At 64.9% G+C, this 15,686-nt stretch carries 12 protein-coding genes; 6 read left to right on the top strand and 6 right to left on the bottom strand.

The window, feature by feature from the left end:
• The first annotated feature begins 117 nt into the window (after positions 1-117).
• The gene (locus ACQY4T_RS21465; RefSeq protein WP_428534834.1) at positions 118-1,200 is read left to right on the top strand and encodes a TRAP transporter substrate-binding protein; all 1,083 of its coding nucleotides are present in this window, start codon (positions 118-120) and stop codon (positions 1,198-1,200) included.
• 371 nt (positions 1,201-1,571) lie between these two features.
• The gene (locus ACQY4T_RS21460; RefSeq protein ID WP_428534832.1) at positions 1,572-4,664 is read left to right on the top strand and encodes a bifunctional diguanylate cyclase/phosphodiesterase; all 3,093 of its coding nucleotides are present in this window, start codon (positions 1,572-1,574) and stop codon (positions 4,662-4,664) included.
• Between the two features lie 39 nt (positions 4,665-4,703).
• On the opposite strand, the gene ACQY4T_RS21455 is transcribed toward ACQY4T_RS21460, so the two are convergent.
• Positions 4,704-4,994 (bottom strand): YciI family protein, encoded by a 291-nt coding sequence (locus ACQY4T_RS21455; RefSeq protein WP_428534830.1) that lies wholly within the window; start codon positions 4,992-4,994, stop codon positions 4,704-4,706.
• 201 nt (positions 4,995-5,195) lie between these two features.
• Between ACQY4T_RS21455 and ACQY4T_RS21450 the strand changes: the two genes are divergently transcribed.
• Complete coding sequence (locus tag ACQY4T_RS21450) at positions 5,196-6,389, top strand: mandelate racemase/muconate lactonizing enzyme family protein (protein WP_428534828.1); 1,194 nt, start codon at positions 5,196-5,198, stop codon at positions 6,387-6,389.
• Positions 6,386-7,375 (top strand): adenosine kinase, encoded by a 990-nt coding sequence (locus ACQY4T_RS21445; protein ID WP_428534826.1) that lies wholly within the window; start codon positions 6,386-6,388, stop codon positions 7,373-7,375. Before ACQY4T_RS21450 ends, ACQY4T_RS21445 begins: the two co-directional genes overlap by 4 nt.
• Positions 7,376-7,385: 10 nt before the next feature.
• On the opposite strand, the gene ACQY4T_RS21440 is transcribed toward ACQY4T_RS21445, so the two are convergent.
• From ACQY4T_RS21440 to ACQY4T_RS21420, 5 genes are all read right to left on the bottom strand, one after another.
• Entirely contained in the window at positions 7,386-8,261 is an 876-nt protein-coding gene (locus tag ACQY4T_RS21440) for a phosphoribulokinase (RefSeq protein ID WP_428534824.1), read from the bottom strand.
• Positions 8,261-9,295, bottom strand: a complete 1,035-nt coding sequence (locus ACQY4T_RS21435; RefSeq protein WP_428534822.1) for a class 1 fructose-bisphosphatase — start codon at positions 9,293-9,295, stop codon at positions 8,261-8,263. The genes ACQY4T_RS21440 and ACQY4T_RS21435 overlap by 1 nt, the downstream gene beginning before the upstream one ends.
• Before the next feature lie 4 nt (positions 9,296-9,299).
• Complete coding sequence (gene cbbX, locus ACQY4T_RS21430; RefSeq protein WP_428534820.1) at positions 9,300-10,202, bottom strand: CbbX protein; 903 nt, start codon at positions 10,200-10,202, stop codon at positions 9,300-9,302.
• A gap of 142 nt (positions 10,203-10,344) precedes the next feature.
• Positions 10,345-10,779, bottom strand: a complete 435-nt coding sequence (locus ACQY4T_RS21425) for a ribulose bisphosphate carboxylase small subunit (RefSeq protein WP_428534818.1) — start codon at positions 10,777-10,779, stop codon at positions 10,345-10,347.
• 14 nt (positions 10,780-10,793) lie between these two features.
• Positions 10,794-12,257: a form I ribulose bisphosphate carboxylase large subunit gene (locus ACQY4T_RS21420; RefSeq protein WP_428534816.1), complete on the bottom strand. Its 1,464-nt coding sequence runs from the start codon at positions 12,255-12,257 to the stop codon at positions 10,794-10,796.
• A 91-nt stretch (positions 12,258-12,348) separates the two neighbouring features.
• Here ACQY4T_RS21420 and ACQY4T_RS21415 point away from each other — a divergent pair, with 91 nt between their 5' ends.
• Both ACQY4T_RS21415 and ACQY4T_RS21410 read left to right on the top strand, forming a co-directional pair.
• Positions 12,349-13,278: a LysR family transcriptional regulator gene (locus ACQY4T_RS21415; protein ID WP_428534814.1), complete on the top strand. Its 930-nt coding sequence runs from the start codon at positions 12,349-12,351 to the stop codon at positions 13,276-13,278.
• 76 nt (positions 13,279-13,354) lie between these two features.
• The gene (locus tag ACQY4T_RS21410; protein ID WP_428534812.1) at positions 13,355-15,676 is read left to right on the top strand and encodes a xanthine dehydrogenase family protein molybdopterin-binding subunit; all 2,322 of its coding nucleotides are present in this window, start codon (positions 13,355-13,357) and stop codon (positions 15,674-15,676) included.
• Positions 15,677-15,686 lie beyond the last annotated feature (10 nt).

Here is a 15,686-nt window from a genome sequence, read left to right as displayed (position 1 = left end):
TTGCGATAACGTGTTTAGCACAGATAAGAAATCAGCGATCTCGGGGTCACATCGTCCATGCGCCGTTCGGCAAACTCTGCATCGTCACCCTGGTTTATTGTCCAGCATGCCTGCCGCGTGGGGTTGCTGGTCAGCCTGCTGATGGCAGTACACGCGCGGGCGGCCGACGGACCGATCCAGTTGAAGATCGTCGGCGGCCTGGCCGGCGTCAGCCAATACAAGAAACTGGAACAGCCGTTCTGGACGCAACGGGTGCCGCAATTGACCAATGGCCGGGTCCAGGCCGAGATCCACCCGTTCGACGGCAGCGGGCTGCCGGGCCAGGAAATGTTGCAGCTGATGCGGCTTGGCGTCGTCCCGTTCGGCACCGCGCTGCTGGCGCTGGTGTCGGGCGACGAACCGGAGCTGAACGCGGTCGATCTGCCGACCCTCAATCCCGATTTCGCCGCGTTGCGCCGGACGGTGGAGCTGTATCGCGACCACCTGCACCAGATCCTGCTGCAGAAATATGGCGTTGAATTGCTTGGGATTTATGCCTACCCGGCGCAGGTGCTGTACTGTGCGCCGCGGTTCCGTAGCCTGCAGGATCTGGCTGGGCTCAGGGTCCGCACCTCCTCGGTGGGTCAGTCCGAGATGATGTCGGCGCTCGGCGCGATCCCCACCGTGATCCCGTTTTCCGAAATCGTGAGGTCGGTCAAGACCGGCACGGTGGATTGCGCGATCACCGGGACCATGAGCGGTGGCGAGATCGGGCTGCCGAAAGTGACGTCCTATATCTCGCCCATGGCGGTCAGTTGGGGTTTGTCCTTCTTTGGTGCCAACAAATTGGCCTGGGAACGCCTGCCGCCCGACATCCGAGGCGAACTGCGAGACGGCATCAGGTTGCTGGAGCAATCGATCTGGAAAGCCGCCGATCAGGAAACCGCCAAGGGCCTTGCCTGCGAGATCGGTTCGGACAGCTGCGGCGAAGGCGAGGACTTTCATATGACCCTTGTACCGATCACCGCCGCCGACGATATTGTGCGCCGGCGTTTGTTGACGCAAACGATTCTGCCGCAATGGATTCGGCGGTGTGGCGACAACTGCGTCACCGCCTGGAACGACACGCTGGGTGGCCCACTGGGAATCCGGGTGGCGGCAGCGCAGGCGGCGTCCGTTCCTGCGGAACAGGCCGGAGGGGCGATGCGGAAGCCCGAGTAATCCGAGACCGCCTGAACCACCGGCGCGGACGCGGGCACCGGGTGGACGCGGCCGGCGGCGATTTTCCAGGCAATTTTGGCCGCGATCCTCGGTCTTTCACGTTTTATTAGTATTTAGCTCTGCACATTCGCCATTGAGATCAGTGGGGCCACGCAAGTTGCTAATCGACTTCGCAGTTCAGGACGGGCTTTTGAAGCTGCGGGCGGCTGCCCGCATGATCGTGGCCTCAGCGTCGCCGGCCGCGCCGTCCGCCGGATGCAAGGGCGCCTAGTCGATGCCGTTGCGCGGCCGACCGCCCATTTCGTGGACTGCCAGCAGGGTCTGCCGACCGTGCAGACGCAACACGCTTCGGCATGGTGCGCGGTAGCCGGATGAACCGCCACCGCCTGCTCGCGATAGGCATCGCCGGATGCATCGGCCTGGTGCTGTCGACCCTGATCGGCGGCTGCTGGTTCCTGCTGGAACGCACCCGGGAGACCAGTCTGCATGCCGCCAACGTGACGCTGCAGAATGCCGCCCTGATGACGGAACGCGTGGTGAACCGCCAGTTGCTGCAGGTTGACGGCGCCTTGGTGAACCTGCCCGAGCTGTTTGCGACCACGGTGCAGGACGGACAGAAGCTTGATCCAGTGACCGCCGGCCGTATCCTGCGCGCGTTCAATTACCAGACCTTCGACTTCCGGGATATCCTGCTGGTGCGGCGCGACGGCCAGATCTGGGCATCGGCGCGACCCAATCCGTGGAATGGCAGGCTGCCGCCTGATGTGCTGCCCTACCTGGGCGCCGCGCCGGGCGACCCGGCGGCGCTCGCCGGCCCGGTGCGCAATCCGGTCACCGGCGATTGGGACGTGCTGCTGGTGCGCCCGCTGGCGCTGCCTGGCGTCGGCGTGCTGAACGCGGTGGCGGAGGTTCCGCTGTCCCTGGTGACGGTGCTGTTCTCGGCGGTTGCCGAAGTCCCCGGGTTGCGCATCGCGCTGGAGCGTCACGACGGGCGGCTGGTGATCAGCCGGCCCTATGATGAGGTGGCGATCGGCAAACGGCGAAGCGACGCGCTCAGTCCGATGGCGCCGGACGAGCGACCCTTCATGGTGCCAAAAAATTTCATCAAGTCCCCTACGCTGGGCATTGCCCGGGCCAGCCTCTACCCCGACCTGATGATCGCCTTGACGCTCGATCTGGATACCGCAACAGCCGACTGGCGACGGGATCGGGACCGACTGATCGGCGTGGTGGCGGTCGCCGTGGTGCTGCTGTCGGCGCTGGCCCTGACGCTGATGGCGGCGCGGCGCGAGCGCAATCGGGCGGATTGCGAACGTAGCAAGGCCCGCGCCGTGCTCGAGGGCGCCATCGAGTCGATGTCGGACGGTTTCGTCATGTGGGACAGCGACAGCAGACTTATCCTGTGCAACCAGCAGTATCGCGAGTTCTACAACATCAGCGCCGGGTTCATCCGTCCTGGCGAACGATTCGAAGATATCATCCGCAACGGAGCCCATCTGGGCCAATACCCCGAGGCCGGTAACGACGTCGAGGGTTTCATCACCGCCACCGTGCAATGGCACCAGGACAATGCCGGGCCGATGGAGCGCAGGCTGCCGAACGGGCGTTGGGTGCTGGTCACCGAACGCAAGATACCGGGCGGCGGCCGGGTCGGCATTCGCACCGACATCACCGATCTGAAGCGGGCGCTCGCCAATCTGGAAACCGCCAACGAACGGGCCCGCCAGGCGATGGAAGAGGTCCAGCTACAGAATGCCGCGCTGCGTGACGGGGACCGAGCGCTGCAGGTCCAGAACGTGCTGTTCAATGCGGCTTTGAACAACATTTCGCAGGGCCTGCTGATGACCGACGGCGGCCACCAGTTGATCGTCAACAACAGCCGCTTCCTGACGCTGTTCGGGGTCGATGCGTCCGCCCTGACGCCCGGTCTGCCGATCGGCGAGCTGTTCGAGCGGCTGAAGGCGATCGGCGCGCTGCCGGCGCAAATGGTCGATGAGCTGTACATCAAGCACCGTCACCTGACCGACGCGGTGCAATCGGGCACCTTCGTCGTGACCGGCGACGACGGCCAATCCATCGCCGTGTCGCAACAACCAATACCGGGCGGCGGCTGGGTCGCCACCTACGAGGACGTGTCGGAGCAGCGCCGAGCGGAAGAGCATATAAGGTTTGCCGCGCACCATGATGCACTGACCAAGCTGCCCAACCGGGTGCTGTTCCGTCTCAGGCTGGACGAAATGATCGGGTCGCTGAACCGCCGGCAGATGGGGCTGGCGCTGCTGTATCTCGATCTGGACCGCTTCAAGCACGTCAATGACACGCTGGGTCATCCGGTGGGCGACGCGCTTTTGGAGGCGGCCGGTCGGCGGCTGCTGCGGTGCGTGCGAAGCTGCGACGTCGTCGCCCGTCTGGGCGGGGATGAATTCGCCGTTGCCTATATGGCGGCCGACGTGCCGGAGGCCGCCGAACAACTTGGCGGGCGCATCATCGGTTCGCTGAGTGAACCGTATCACCTGGCCGGACACACCGTCACCGTCGGCACCAGTATCGGCATTTCCGTTGCCACCGACTGTCACGCCGATGCCGATACGCTGTTGAAGAACGCCGACATGGCGTTGTATCAGGCGAAAGCCCAGGGACGTGGCGTGCTGAGCTTGTTCGAGCCGGACATGGAGCGGCAATTGCTGGTCCGCCTGGCGCTGGAGGAGGACCTGGCGCACGCCTTGGAACGCGACGAGCTGGAGCTGCTATATCAACCGCTGTGGGATCTGAGCAGCGATCGCATCGCCGGCTTCGAAGCCTTGCTGCGCTGGAACCATGCCTGGCGAGGGCTGATTTCTCCTGCCCAGTTCATTCCTATCGCCGAGGAAAGCGGGCTGATCCGATCGATCGGCGCATGGGTGGTCAACAAGGCCTGCGTCGATGCAATGCAGTTTCCCGCCCACACCAAGGTGGCGGTGAACCTGTCGGCGGCGCAGTTCGACAGCGGCGACATTGTCGGCGTGGTCACGGCGGCGCTGCAATCAGCCGGACTGCCGGCAAGCCGGCTGGAACTCGAGATCACCGAGACGACATTGTTGAAGAACAACGACAACAACCGGTCATTGCTGTTCCAATTGCATGCCTTGGGCGTGCGCATCGCGCTGGACGACTTCGGCACTGGCTACTCGTCGCTAAGCTATTTGCGCAGCTTTCCGTTCGACAAGATCAAGATCGATCAGTCGTTCGTGCGTGAGATGGTAACCCGGCCTGATTGCGCCGCGATCGTCGGTTCGATCGTTGACCTCGCCAACAAGTTGAACATCGTCACGACGGCGGAAGGGATCGAGACGGCCGAGCAGTTGCATCATGTCCGTGCCGCCGGCTGCGGCGAGGCCCAGGGTTACCTGTTCAGCGTGCCTCGGCCGCTGCGCGAGATCGTCGAGTATTTCGAGCAGCCGATGACCCAGGGGATAGCGGTCTGACCTTGTTTCGCCGACGCCGTGTCGCCGCCGGATGGGTTCCTACAGCCAGCCGCCGTCCTTAAACACCGGGCGAAACGCCCGGATCACCGTGCCGGCGAACAGCCCGGCGTCAACATAGGGGTCGGCGTCGGCGAATGCGGTCGCTGCCGCTGCATCGGCGACGTCGATGATCAGGATCGAACCCGACTGTTTGCCGTCATCGCCCAGCAACGCGCCGCCGTAAACGATCTTGTCCAGCACCGTCTCGAGGTATTTGAGGTGGATCGGCCGTTCCGAAAGCCGCAGCGCCAGGCTGCCGGGCCGGTCATGGCGGGTGACTGCGAATAGCATGAACACTCTCCGACAAAGACAAAGCTCGCCACCAGGCGCCACAACGCCGGGCGGTGGGTTGCGAGGCTGCAACGTAGTTACCACGATCTCATGCAGAAACAATATCGTTCTATGTTCGCCGTGGGGGGGTGCGAAAGGCTGACAGCCGGCGCCATCGCACATAACCTGTTCGGCACAACACCAACCAGCAGGAAACCCGCGATGAAAATCACCAGGATCGAAGACCTGCACTGCGACGCCGGCTGGCGCACCTTCTCGTTCCTGAAGATCAGCACCGATGACGGCCTGGTCGGCTGGTCGGAATACACCGAAGCCGACGGCAGCCAGGGCCTCACCGCCGTCATCCGGGCCATGGCCGAGGCGCTGATCGGCACCGACCCCAGGCCGGTGCAGGCGATCGACGCGCTGCTGTATGTCAAGCAGGTCCAGGCCCCCGGCGGTGTCAACCAGCGCGCCATCGCCGCCATCGGCAACGCCCTGCTCGACATCAAGGCCAAGGCGCTTGGCGTGCCGGTGTATGAACTGTTCGGCGGCCCGGTGCGCCGCCGCGTCCCGGTATATTGGTCGCACTGCGGGTCGTACCGCGTGCGCAACCACGAGCTGATCGGAACGCCGCCGCTACGGACCTACGACGACGTCGCCGCGCTTGGTGCCGAGGTCAAGCGGCGCGGCTTCAAGGCGCTGAAAACCAACATCCTGCCGTTCGACGGCGAAAAACTGACCAGCTTCAGCCCCGGCTTCGGCCGCACCCCGGGCCACCCCGAACTCAACCTCGACCGGCGCACGCTGCAATCGGTGCGCGACCTGCTGGCCGCCTTCCGCGCCGGCGCCGGCGCCGATATCGGCCTGCACCTCGACGTCAATTATCATTTCAAGACCGAGGGCTACCTGCGTATCGCCAAGGCGGTCGAGCCGTTTGACCTCACCTGGCTGGAGATCGACACCTGGGACCCGCAATCCCTGGCGCTGATCCGCCGCCACGCGCCATGCCCGATCGCGTCCTTGGAATCGGTCACCGGGCGGCGCGCCTTCCGCCCGTTCCTCGACGCCTATGCCGCCGACGTCGCCATCATCGACGTGATCTGGAACGGCTTCCTGGAATCGATCAAGATCGCCGCCATGGCCGAGGCCTATGAGGTCAACGTCGCGCCGCACAACTATTACGGCCACCTCTGCTCCGCCATCAGCGCGCATTTCTGCGCCGTGGTGCCCAACTTCCGCGTGATGGAGATCGACATCGACAGCGTTGCCTGGCGCGATGAGCTTTTCATCGACCCGCCATTGGTGGAGAACGGAGAGCTGATCGTCCCCGACCGTCCCGGCTGGGGCGTCGAGGTCAACGAAGCGGCCGTCCGGGCGCACCCGCCCAAAGGGAAACCCAAAGGAGCACAATGACACAACCGACCTACGACATCCTCGGCATCGGCAACGCCATCGTCGATGTCGTGGCCAGCGCCGAGGACAGCTTCCTGTCGCGCCACGACATGCACAAGGGCGCCATGGCGCTGATCGACGCCGCCACCGCCGACGCGATCTACGCCGCCATGCCGCCGGGGCAGGAGAGCAGCGGCGGGTCCGCCGCCAACACCTGTGCCGTCGCCGCTGCCCTCGGGTCTCGGGTTGCCTATATCGGCAAGGTCGCCGATGATCCGCTCGGCGCCGTGTTCCGCCACGACATCAACGCCATCGGCGTGCACTTCCCGACCGCCCCGCTATCCGACGGCGCCCCCACCGCGCAATGCCTGATCCTGGTCACGTCCGATGGGCAGCGCACCATGAACACGTTCCTGGGTGCCTGCGTCAGCCTGACCGAGGCCGATGTCGATCCCGCCCTGGTCGGCGCTTGTGCCGTGACCTACCTTGAAGGCTACCTGTTCGATCCGCCCGCTGCCCAGGCCGCGTTCCGCAAGGCCGCCGCCGCTGCCCACGCCGCTGGGCGCCGGGTTGCGCTGTCGCTGTCGGATGCATTCTGCGTCAATCGCCACCGCGAGGCGTTTCTCGACCTGGTTGCCAACCACGTGGATATCCTGTTCGGCAATGAAGCCGAGATCACCGCGCTGTATCAGCGCAACAGCTTCGGTGAGGCCGCCGAAGCCGCCCGAACCGATGCGGCACTGGTGGCGCTGACCCGCGGCGAGGGCGGCAGCCTGATCCTGCAAGGCAACGAAACCCTGCGGATCGCCGCTGAACCCACCCGCCTGGTCGATAGCACCGGCGCCGGAGACGCTTACGCCGCCGGCTTCCTGGCCGGATTGACCGCGGGCGAGACCCTCCCCCGGTGTGGCCGCATCGCCAGCATCGCCGCCGCCGAAATCATCAGCCACTATGGCGCTCGGCCGCAGACCGACCTTCGCAAACTTGTCGCCGCGTCCCCGGCCTGAGCGGCAGGGGCTACCCGTGGCGCTTCTTGCGGTCCATCAACTGCAGGATCATCGGCGTGAAGATCAACTGCATTGCCAGCGGCATCTTGCCGCCCGGGCAAACGATGGTGTTGGCGCGTGACATGTAGCTGTCGTGCAGCATCGACAGCAGATATGGCATGTCGATTCCCTTCGGATTGCGGAACCGGATCACCAGCATGCTTTCATCGGCGCTGGGAACGTCGCGGGCGATGAACGGATTGGAGGTGTCGACCGTCGGAACGCGCTGGAAGTTCACGTGGGTTTCGGCGAATTGCGGGCAGATGTAGTTCACATAGTCCGGCATCCGGCGCAGGATGGTATCGACCACCGCTTCCTGCGTGTAGCCGCGGGTCTGCTTGTCGCGGTGCAGTTTCTGGATCCACTCCAGGTTGATGATCGGCACCACACCCACCAGCAGGTCGGCATGGCGTGCGATATTGACGTCACCATGCACCACGCCGCCGTGCAGGCCTTCGTAGAACAGCATGTCGGTGCCTTCGGGGACGTCTTCCCAGTCGGTGAAGGTGCCCGGGTCCTGCGCGTAGGGTGCGGCCTCCTGGTCGTTGTGCAGGTATTTCCTGGTCTTGCCGGTGCCGGTTTCGCCATAGCTGCGAAACAGCGCCTCCAGCTCCTCGAACAGATTCGATTCCGGGCCAAAATGGCTGACATGGTGGTTGCCGTGTTCGCTGGCGTCTTTCATGAAGTTGCGCATTTCAATGCGATTATAACGGTGGAAGGCGTCGCCCTCGACAATGCTGGCGTTGATGCCTTCGCGGCGGAAGATTTGCGCGAAGGTCGTGGTGACCGTTGTCGTTCCGGCGCCGGATGACCCGGTGATCGAAACGATCGGATGCTTGCGCGACATCAGTCGGCTCCGGTGAACAGCGATCGCACGTTGAACAACGGCGTGGTGAACACCGGTTCTTCGCCGCGATCGTGTTCGCCGTGATAGGCGATCAGCCGCTCGACCTCATCACGCGATCCCAGGATCACCGGGATCATCTGGTCGATGGTTTCCGGCTGGATACCGAGAATGCGTTCGCGCCCGGTGGACGCCGCCCCGCCGGCCTGCTCCACCAGCATCGCCATCGGATTGGCGACGTGCAGTAGGCGCAGCCCGTCGGACGGTCCCGGCGGATCGATCAGCAGACCGCCGCGCAACAGGATCCGGTGCACCTCGGCGACCGAACAGGCGATCCAGCGAAGCGAGACATCGTCGCCGCGCCGCCCGGCGCTGCCCTCGATGCATTCCTCGACATAGCGCCGCACCGGCGCCGGCCAAAACCGCTGGTTGGCCGCGTTGATGGCGCATTCATGCGTCGCCGGCGGGATTAGCATGTCGGGGTGGGTCAGCGTGTAGGCGCCGATGTCGCGATCCAGGGTGAAGCCATGCACCCCGGCCCCGAGTGTCAGCACGATCATCGCCACCGGACCGTAGATCGCGTAGCCGGCGGCGACCTGTTCAGTGCCCGGTTGGAGGAAATCGGCGACCGCCGGTTCCGTCACCCCGTCGGGGCAGCGCAGCACGGAAAACAGCGTGCCCACCGGGACGTTGACGTCGACGTTGTTCATCCCCTCCAGCGGATCGAACACCAGCAGGCAGCGTCCACGCGGGTAGGGCGGCGGGATCTTGTACGGCTCGTGTTGCCGACGCGAGGCCATGCCGCGCAACTGGCCGCCCCATTCACAGGTTTCCCGCATGATGGCGTCGGCAATGCCGTCCAGCCCGGAGCCGCCGGAAGCGGACTTGTCCAGCACGCCGCGTGACACGGCGAGCGAGATCAGTTTGCAGGCGGTCTGAATGTCGTTCAGCAGTGACGACAGGTCCGGTTGCGTCGCGCCGGACCTGCGCTGGTCCTCGATGATGAACTTGGACAGCGTGGTGCGGCTGTACGGCATCGCGCTATGCCTCCAGCGTTTCGTTGAACACCCGGCTGGCGCGGACATCGCCGGCGGTGATGGTCTCCAATGCCGAACGGTCGATGGTGCGGCCGCGTTCGGCGAACAGACGGTTGGCCATGCGCAACCGCGAGCGGTCGATCGCGTTGCGTATCGATCGCGCGTTGCTGAACCTGGGTTGACGCATCCGCAACTCGATATACTCGCGCAGTGCCGTCGCCCCATCGGTATCAAAACGATAGTGCATCGTGCCGGCCATGATCTGGGCGATCTCGAACAGTTCTCCGGCGGAATAATCTGGGAAGTCGATGTGATGCGCGATGCGCGAGGCCATCCCCGGATTGCTGCGGAAGAAGGTGTCCATGCGGTCCTTGTAGCCGGCCAGGATGACGACCAGGTCGTCGCGGTGATCTTCCATCATCTGCAACAGGATCTCCACCGCTTCCTGCCCGTAGTCGCGTTCGTTTTCCGGCCGATACAGGTAATAGGCCTCGTCGATGAACAATACGCCGCCCATCGCCTTCTTCAGGATCTCCTTGGTCTTCGGCGCGGTATGGCCGATGAACTGACCGACCAGGTCGTCGCGCGTTACCGTCACCACGTGGTTGCGGCGGATATACTTCAGCCGGTGCAGCACGTCGGCCATGCGCTTGGCCACCGTGGTCTTGCCGGTGCCGGGATTGCCGGTGAACGACATGTGCAGCGACGGCGGGTCGGCCTGGATGCCCATGCCGCGCCGAGCCGCCTCGACCAGCAGCAGCGCCGCGATCTCGCGGATGCGGGTCTTCACCGGCACCAGCCCGACAAGATCGTTGTCCAGCAAGTTCAGCACTTCGGCGATGTTGGATTGGTCGTAGAGGTCACCGAGGTCGATGCGATCCTCGGTGAACGCGACGGTGGTGTTCATGCCCGCCGTCCCTCCGCCGCGTCATCCGGCGTCGGCATCGAATGAAACCGGATCGGGCCGGGGCAGACCCACAGCCGGGCCGTCCCGCGGAGGACAAGCAGTCGCTGCGCTCGGTGCGGCAAAAACCCTCCAACACGCCGGGTCATTGCGAACCCGTCGGTTGATAGCGCTGACCCGGCGGCCGTTCGGTGGCATAGCTGCGCAGGGTATAATTGACCGTCCGCCCTCTGCCCGCGGCTCTGATCACTTCGAACCCCGGCTCGTACTCGGGGCGCTGCACCATGAAGAACATACGAATGGTTTCGTGGCCCTTCCTGTTATCGAACGCCAGCACCTTGATGTAGTCGTTCGGGTGCTCGCGGCGGCAGGCATTGACCTCCATCAGCACCCCGGCCGGGTCCTTCAGGTCGAACATCGGCAGCCCCCACATCAACCAGTAGGTGTTGCGCGGATGCGGGTCGTCGGTGTGCTCGACCGCCAACGCCCAGCCATTGTCCAGCGCATACTCGACCTGCTTGCCGATCTCCTCGTCGGTCAGATCCGGCAGAAAGGAGAACTGTCCTTGCGTGATCTTCATTTCTTCTCTCCGCTTTAGGCCGGCGTCGGCGTGGGCATTACATCGACCGTGTCGGTCGAGGTAAAATCGAACGTCACGTCTTTCCAGGTGTCCAGCGCAGCCCGCAGCGGCTGGCACCAGCGCGCCGCGGCGGTCAGGATTTCCGGCCCCTCGTTCCAGATGTCACGGCCCTCGTTGCGCGCCTTGACGATCGTTTCAAGCGCCACCCGGTTGGCCTGCGCCCCCGCCTGGATGCCCTGCGGGTGGCCGATCGTGCCGCCGCCGAACTGCAGCACCACGTCATCCTTCAAGTAGTGCACCAACTGGTGCATCTGCCCGGCGTGGATGCCGCCGGACGCCACCGGCATTGTCTTTTTCAGGCTGGCCCACGGCTGATCGAAGAAAATTCCATGCCGCGGATCAGCCGGCACATAGGTTTCCCGCAGCGTATCATAGATGCCGGTGACCACGTTCGGATCACCTTCCAGCTTGCCCACCACGGTGCCGGCGTGAATGTGGTCGACCCCCGCCATCCGCATCCATTTGCCGATCACCCGGAACGAAACGCCGTGGCTCTTTTGCCTGGTGTAGGTGCCATGTCCGGCGCGGTGCAGATGCAGGATCATGTCGTTCTTGCGGCACCATTTCGACATCGACTGGATCGCGGTGTAACCGATCACCAGGTCGATCATCACGATCACGCTGCCCAGGTCACGCGCGAATTCCGCGCGCTCATACATGTCCTCCATGGTCGCGGCGGTGACGTTCAGATACGTCCCCTTGATCTCGCCGGTTTCCGCCATCGCCTTGTTCACGCCCTCCATGCAATAGAGGTAGCGGTCACGCCAGTGCATGAACGGCTGCGAGTTGATGTTCTCGTCGTCCTTGGTGAAGTCCAGACCGCCCTTCAGCGCCTCGTACACCACCCGGCCATAGTTGCGACCCGACAGCCCCAGCTTCGGCTTCATCGTCGCCCCCAGCAGCGGGCGGCCATAAATGTTCAGCCGCTCGCGTTCGGCGACGATTCCGGTCGCCGGCCCCTGAAACGTCTTCAAGTAATGCGGGGAGATCCGCATGTCCTCCAGCCGCAATGCCTTCAGCGCCTTGAACCCGAACACGTTGCCGATGATCGACGCCGTCAGGTTGGAGATCGAGCCCTCCTCGAACAGATCGAGGTCGTAGGCGATATAGGCAAAAAACTGCTCCGGATTGCCCGGAACCGGGTCCACCCGATACGCCTTGGCCCGGTAATATTCGCTGTCGGTCAGCCGGTCGGTCCACACCACCGTCCAGGTCGCCGTCGACGACTCGCCCGCCACCGCCGCCGCGGCTTCGATGGGGTCAACCCCGTCCTGCGGCGTGATCCGGAAAACCGCCAGGATATCAGTGTCCTTGGGAACGTAATCCGGCTCCCAGTAGCCCATCTGGCGGTATTTCAGGACGCCCGACGTGTAGCGCTGCTTCATGTCGGTGATTTTGGTGTCTAATGGACTGTCCAATGGTTCGCTCCCTTACCAGTCGGCGATACGTGGCCCGGTGGACAGTGAAGGAAAAGCAAAATAAATTTGCGGTAATCATAAGGGATCCCTCATGCGCAACGTCACCGTCAGGCAGTTGCAGATCTTCGTCGCCACCGCCGACAGCCTGTCGTTGGCCCGGGTGGCAGAGCGGCTGCACCTGACGCCATCGGCGGTGTCGTTCCAGATCAAGCGGATCGAGAGCCAGTCCGGGTTCGCCCTGTTCGAGCGTATCGGCAAGCGGGTCCAGCTCACCGAACCCGGCCAGGTCCTGCTGGGCTATGCGCGCATGGTGCTGCGATCGCTGCAGGATGCCGACGAGGCGATGACCGCGCTCAACGGCCTCAGCGGAGGTCGCATCCGGCTCGGTCTGGTCTCCACCGGCAAGTATATCGTGCCGCACATGATCGCCCGATTTCGCGCCGACGCACCGGATGTCCGGGTTTCGCTGCGCGAGGGCAATCGCAGCGACGTTCTCGGGATGTTGACCGGCGGCGACGTCGAACTCGCCATCATGGGCCAGCCGCCGGACGGTGCCGATGTGATTGCCGCCCGCTTCGCGTCGCACCCGTCGGTGATCGTCGCACCGGCGTCGCATCCGTTGGCGCGGGAGCCGCGGCTCGATCCTTCCATTCTGACACAGGAATGGTTTATCACCCGCGAGGACGGTTCCGGCACCCGGCTGCTGGCCGATGGATTCTTCCGCAAGGCCGGCTTTCTGCCGCGGATCGCGATGGAATCCTCCAGCAACGAAATGATCAAGCAGGCGGTCATCGCCGGCATGGGGCTGGCGCTGATCTCGCAGCACACCATCAGCCTGGAGCTGTCGCTGGGCCTGCTGGTGCCGCTGGCGGTGGACGGCTTTCCGCTGATGCGATCGTGGTTCGTGGTACAGCGCCGCAGCCTGCCGCTGCTGCCGCTGCAGCTTCGGCTGCGCGGCTTTCTGCTGCGGCACGGCCAGGCGATCATCGAGGACATCGTCCGCGCCCAACCGGCGCTCTGAACCCGAACCGAATGATCCCTTGCCACTATCCGGCCTGGGTCCCATGTCACTAGCATCACGAATACAGGAATATTGAATGGACGACCTATCGACGATCGGGCGTTTCGGCAGCGGCCGCGATGTGCGCCGCATCGAGGATGCCGGCCTGCTGGCCGGTGGCGGACATTTCACCGACGATTTCTCTCCGCCGGGGCTGATCCAGCTTGGTTTCCTGCGCTCGCCGCACGCGCATGCGCGGATCGTCTCGATCGATGTCGCCGCGGCGCGCGCGATGCCGGGCGTGCTGGCTGTGCTGACCGGGGCCGACCTTGCCGCTGCCGGGGTGCAGCCACTGCCGCTGGCGCCGATGTTCCAGCGCCCGGACGGCTCGCCCGGCGCCAGCCCGCTGCGTCCGGCGCTGGCGGTCGAATCCGTGCGCTTCGTGGGGGAGGCGGTGGTCGCGCTGGTCGCCGAAACCGCCGAACAGGTCAAGGACGCGCTGGAAGCGGTCATCGTCGAATACGACGAACGCCCGGTGGTGACCGAACTGGCCGAGGCGATTGCCGCGGGCGCGCCGCTGGTCTGGCCGGCGGCCACCGGCAACATCGCGGCGCAGATGAAACACGGCGATGCCGCCGCGTCGGATGCCGCGTTCGCCGCCGCTGCTCATGTCGTCGCGCTGGACCTGGTCAACCAGCGGCTGGCGCCGGCGTCGATGGAGCCGCGCTGTTCGCTGGCGAGCTACGATGCGAACGACGACCGTCTGACGTTCCGTCTGTCCAGTCAGATGCCATCGGGCGCGCGTGACTCGCTGTGCGCCGCGCTGGGTCTGCCGGCGGAGAAGATCCGTGTCGTGGTCGGTGACGTCGGCGGCGGCTTCGGGATGAAGACCGGGCTCTATGCCGAGGATATCGTCGTCGCCTATGCCGCCCGAGCGGTCGGGCGTCCGGTGCGATGGACGCCGGCGCGGATCGAGGACTTCCTGTCGGCGACGCATGGCCGCGATGTCGAGTCCCACGTCGAACTGGCGCTGGACGAAACCGGCAGGGTGCTGGCCTACCGGGTGCGCTCGTTCGCCAATGTCGGCGCCTATGCCGGCACCACCGGGATCATCATCCAGTTGCTGATCGGTCCCTGGGTGTCGACCAGCATCTATGACATCCGCACCATCGATTTCGACTTCCAGGCGGTGCTGACGCATACCGCGCCGACCGCCGCGTATCGCGGCGCCGGGCGTCCGGAAGCGATCTATCTGATCGAGCGGCTGTTCGATGCCGCGGCGAGCAAGCTGGGCCTCGACCCGGCCGAGATCCGCCGCCGCAACCTGATCCAGCCGGAGCAGATGCCGTACACCAACGCCATGGGCCAGCAATACGATTCGGGCAATTTCGGCTCGATCCTGACCCAGGCACTTGGGTTGGCGAAGTGGGACGATTTTACCACCCGTGAGGCGGCGTCGCGGGCAGCGGGCAAGCTGCGCGGCCGCGGCCTGGCATCGTTTCTTGAGTGGACCGGCGGCAACGTGTTCGAGGAGCGCGTCACCGTCGCGGTGCGCGGCGACGGCGAGATCGAGGTGTATGCCTCGACCATGCCGATGGGCCAGGGCATCGCGACCTCCTACGCCCAGCTTATCGTCGATGTGTTCGGGGTGGAGATCGAACGGATCAGGTTGGTGATGGGCGATACCGACCGCGGCCAGGGTTTTGGCAGCGCAGGGTCGCGCTCGCTGTTCACCGCCGGATCGGCGATCCATCACGCGTCCGAAACGGCGTTGGCGAACGGCCGCGCGCTGGCCGCCGACCAGTTGGAGGCGGCTTCGGTGGATATCGAATACGCCGAGGGCCGCTTCCGCATCGCCGGCACCGATCGCGGCATCGACCTGTTCGACCTGGCCGCGCGCCAGCCCGACAGCCGGATCTATGTCGATGCGACCAGTTCGGTGAACGGGCCAAGCTGGCCGAACGCGGCCCACATCGCCGAGGTCGAGGTCGATCCCGAGACCGGCGCGATCGAGATTGTTGCGTATGCCTCGGTCAACGACGTCGGCCGCGTGGTCAACCCGATGATCGTGCGCGGCCAGTTGGACGGCGGCGCGGTGCAGGGTATCGGCCAGGCGCTGGGCGAGCACATGCGCTACGAACCGGGGTCGGGGCAGGTGATGACCGCCACCATGATGGACTACTTCATGCCGCGGGCCGACATCATCGGCGGCTTCGTGCATCTGCTGGATCAATCGATTCCGTGCAAGAACAATCCGCTGGGGGTGAAGGGTGTCGGGGAACTCGGCACCATCGGGGCGACCCCGGCGGTGGTCAACGCCGTGGTCGATGCACTGGTGCGCGCCGAGCACGCCGATGCCTGCCAGCTTCTGCAGATGCCGCTGACGCCGGCCAAGGTCTGGCAGGCGCTGATGTCGTAGCGCCCCCCGG

Source organism: Rhodopila sp., assembly GCF_965277825.1.
In the GTDB taxonomy this organism is placed as follows: domain Bacteria; phylum Pseudomonadota; class Alphaproteobacteria; order Acetobacterales; family Acetobacteraceae; genus Rhodopila.
The sequence above is the reverse complement of the archived record's forward strand: the minus strand, read 5'-3'. Positions and strand labels throughout refer to the sequence as shown.

Excerpts from the sequence above, each read along its gene's own strand:
- ACQY4T_RS21460 (WP_428534832.1), top strand. The coding sequence starts at position 1,572 with ATGAACCGCCACCGCCTGCTCGCGATAGGCATCGCCGGATGCATCGGC.
- ACQY4T_RS21440 (WP_428534824.1), bottom strand. The coding sequence starts at position 8,261 with ATGTCGCGCAAGCATCCGATCGTTTCGATCACCGGGTCATCCGGCGCC.
- ACQY4T_RS21410 (WP_428534812.1), top strand. The coding sequence starts at position 13,355 with ATGGACGACCTATCGACGATCGGGCGTTTCGGCAGCGGCCGCGATGTG.
- ACQY4T_RS21450 (WP_428534828.1), top strand. The coding sequence starts at position 5,196 with ATGAAAATCACCAGGATCGAAGACCTGCACTGCGACGCCGGCTGGCGC.
- ACQY4T_RS21425 (WP_428534818.1), bottom strand. The coding sequence starts at position 10,779 with ATGAAGATCACGCAAGGACAGTTCTCCTTTCTGCCGGATCTGACCGAC.
- ACQY4T_RS21445 (WP_428534826.1), top strand. The coding sequence starts at position 6,386 with ATGACACAACCGACCTACGACATCCTCGGCATCGGCAACGCCATCGTC.
- ACQY4T_RS21455 (WP_428534830.1), bottom strand. The coding sequence starts at position 4,994 with ATGCTATTCGCAGTCACCCGCCATGACCGGCCCGGCAGCCTGGCGCTG.
- ACQY4T_RS21415 (WP_428534814.1), top strand. The coding sequence starts at position 12,349 with ATGCGCAACGTCACCGTCAGGCAGTTGCAGATCTTCGTCGCCACCGCC.
- cbbX (WP_428534820.1), bottom strand. The coding sequence starts at position 10,202 with ATGAACACCACCGTCGCGTTCACCGAGGATCGCATCGACCTCGGTGAC.
- ACQY4T_RS21435 (WP_428534822.1), bottom strand. The coding sequence starts at position 9,295 with ATGCCGTACAGCCGCACCACGCTGTCCAAGTTCATCATCGAGGACCAG.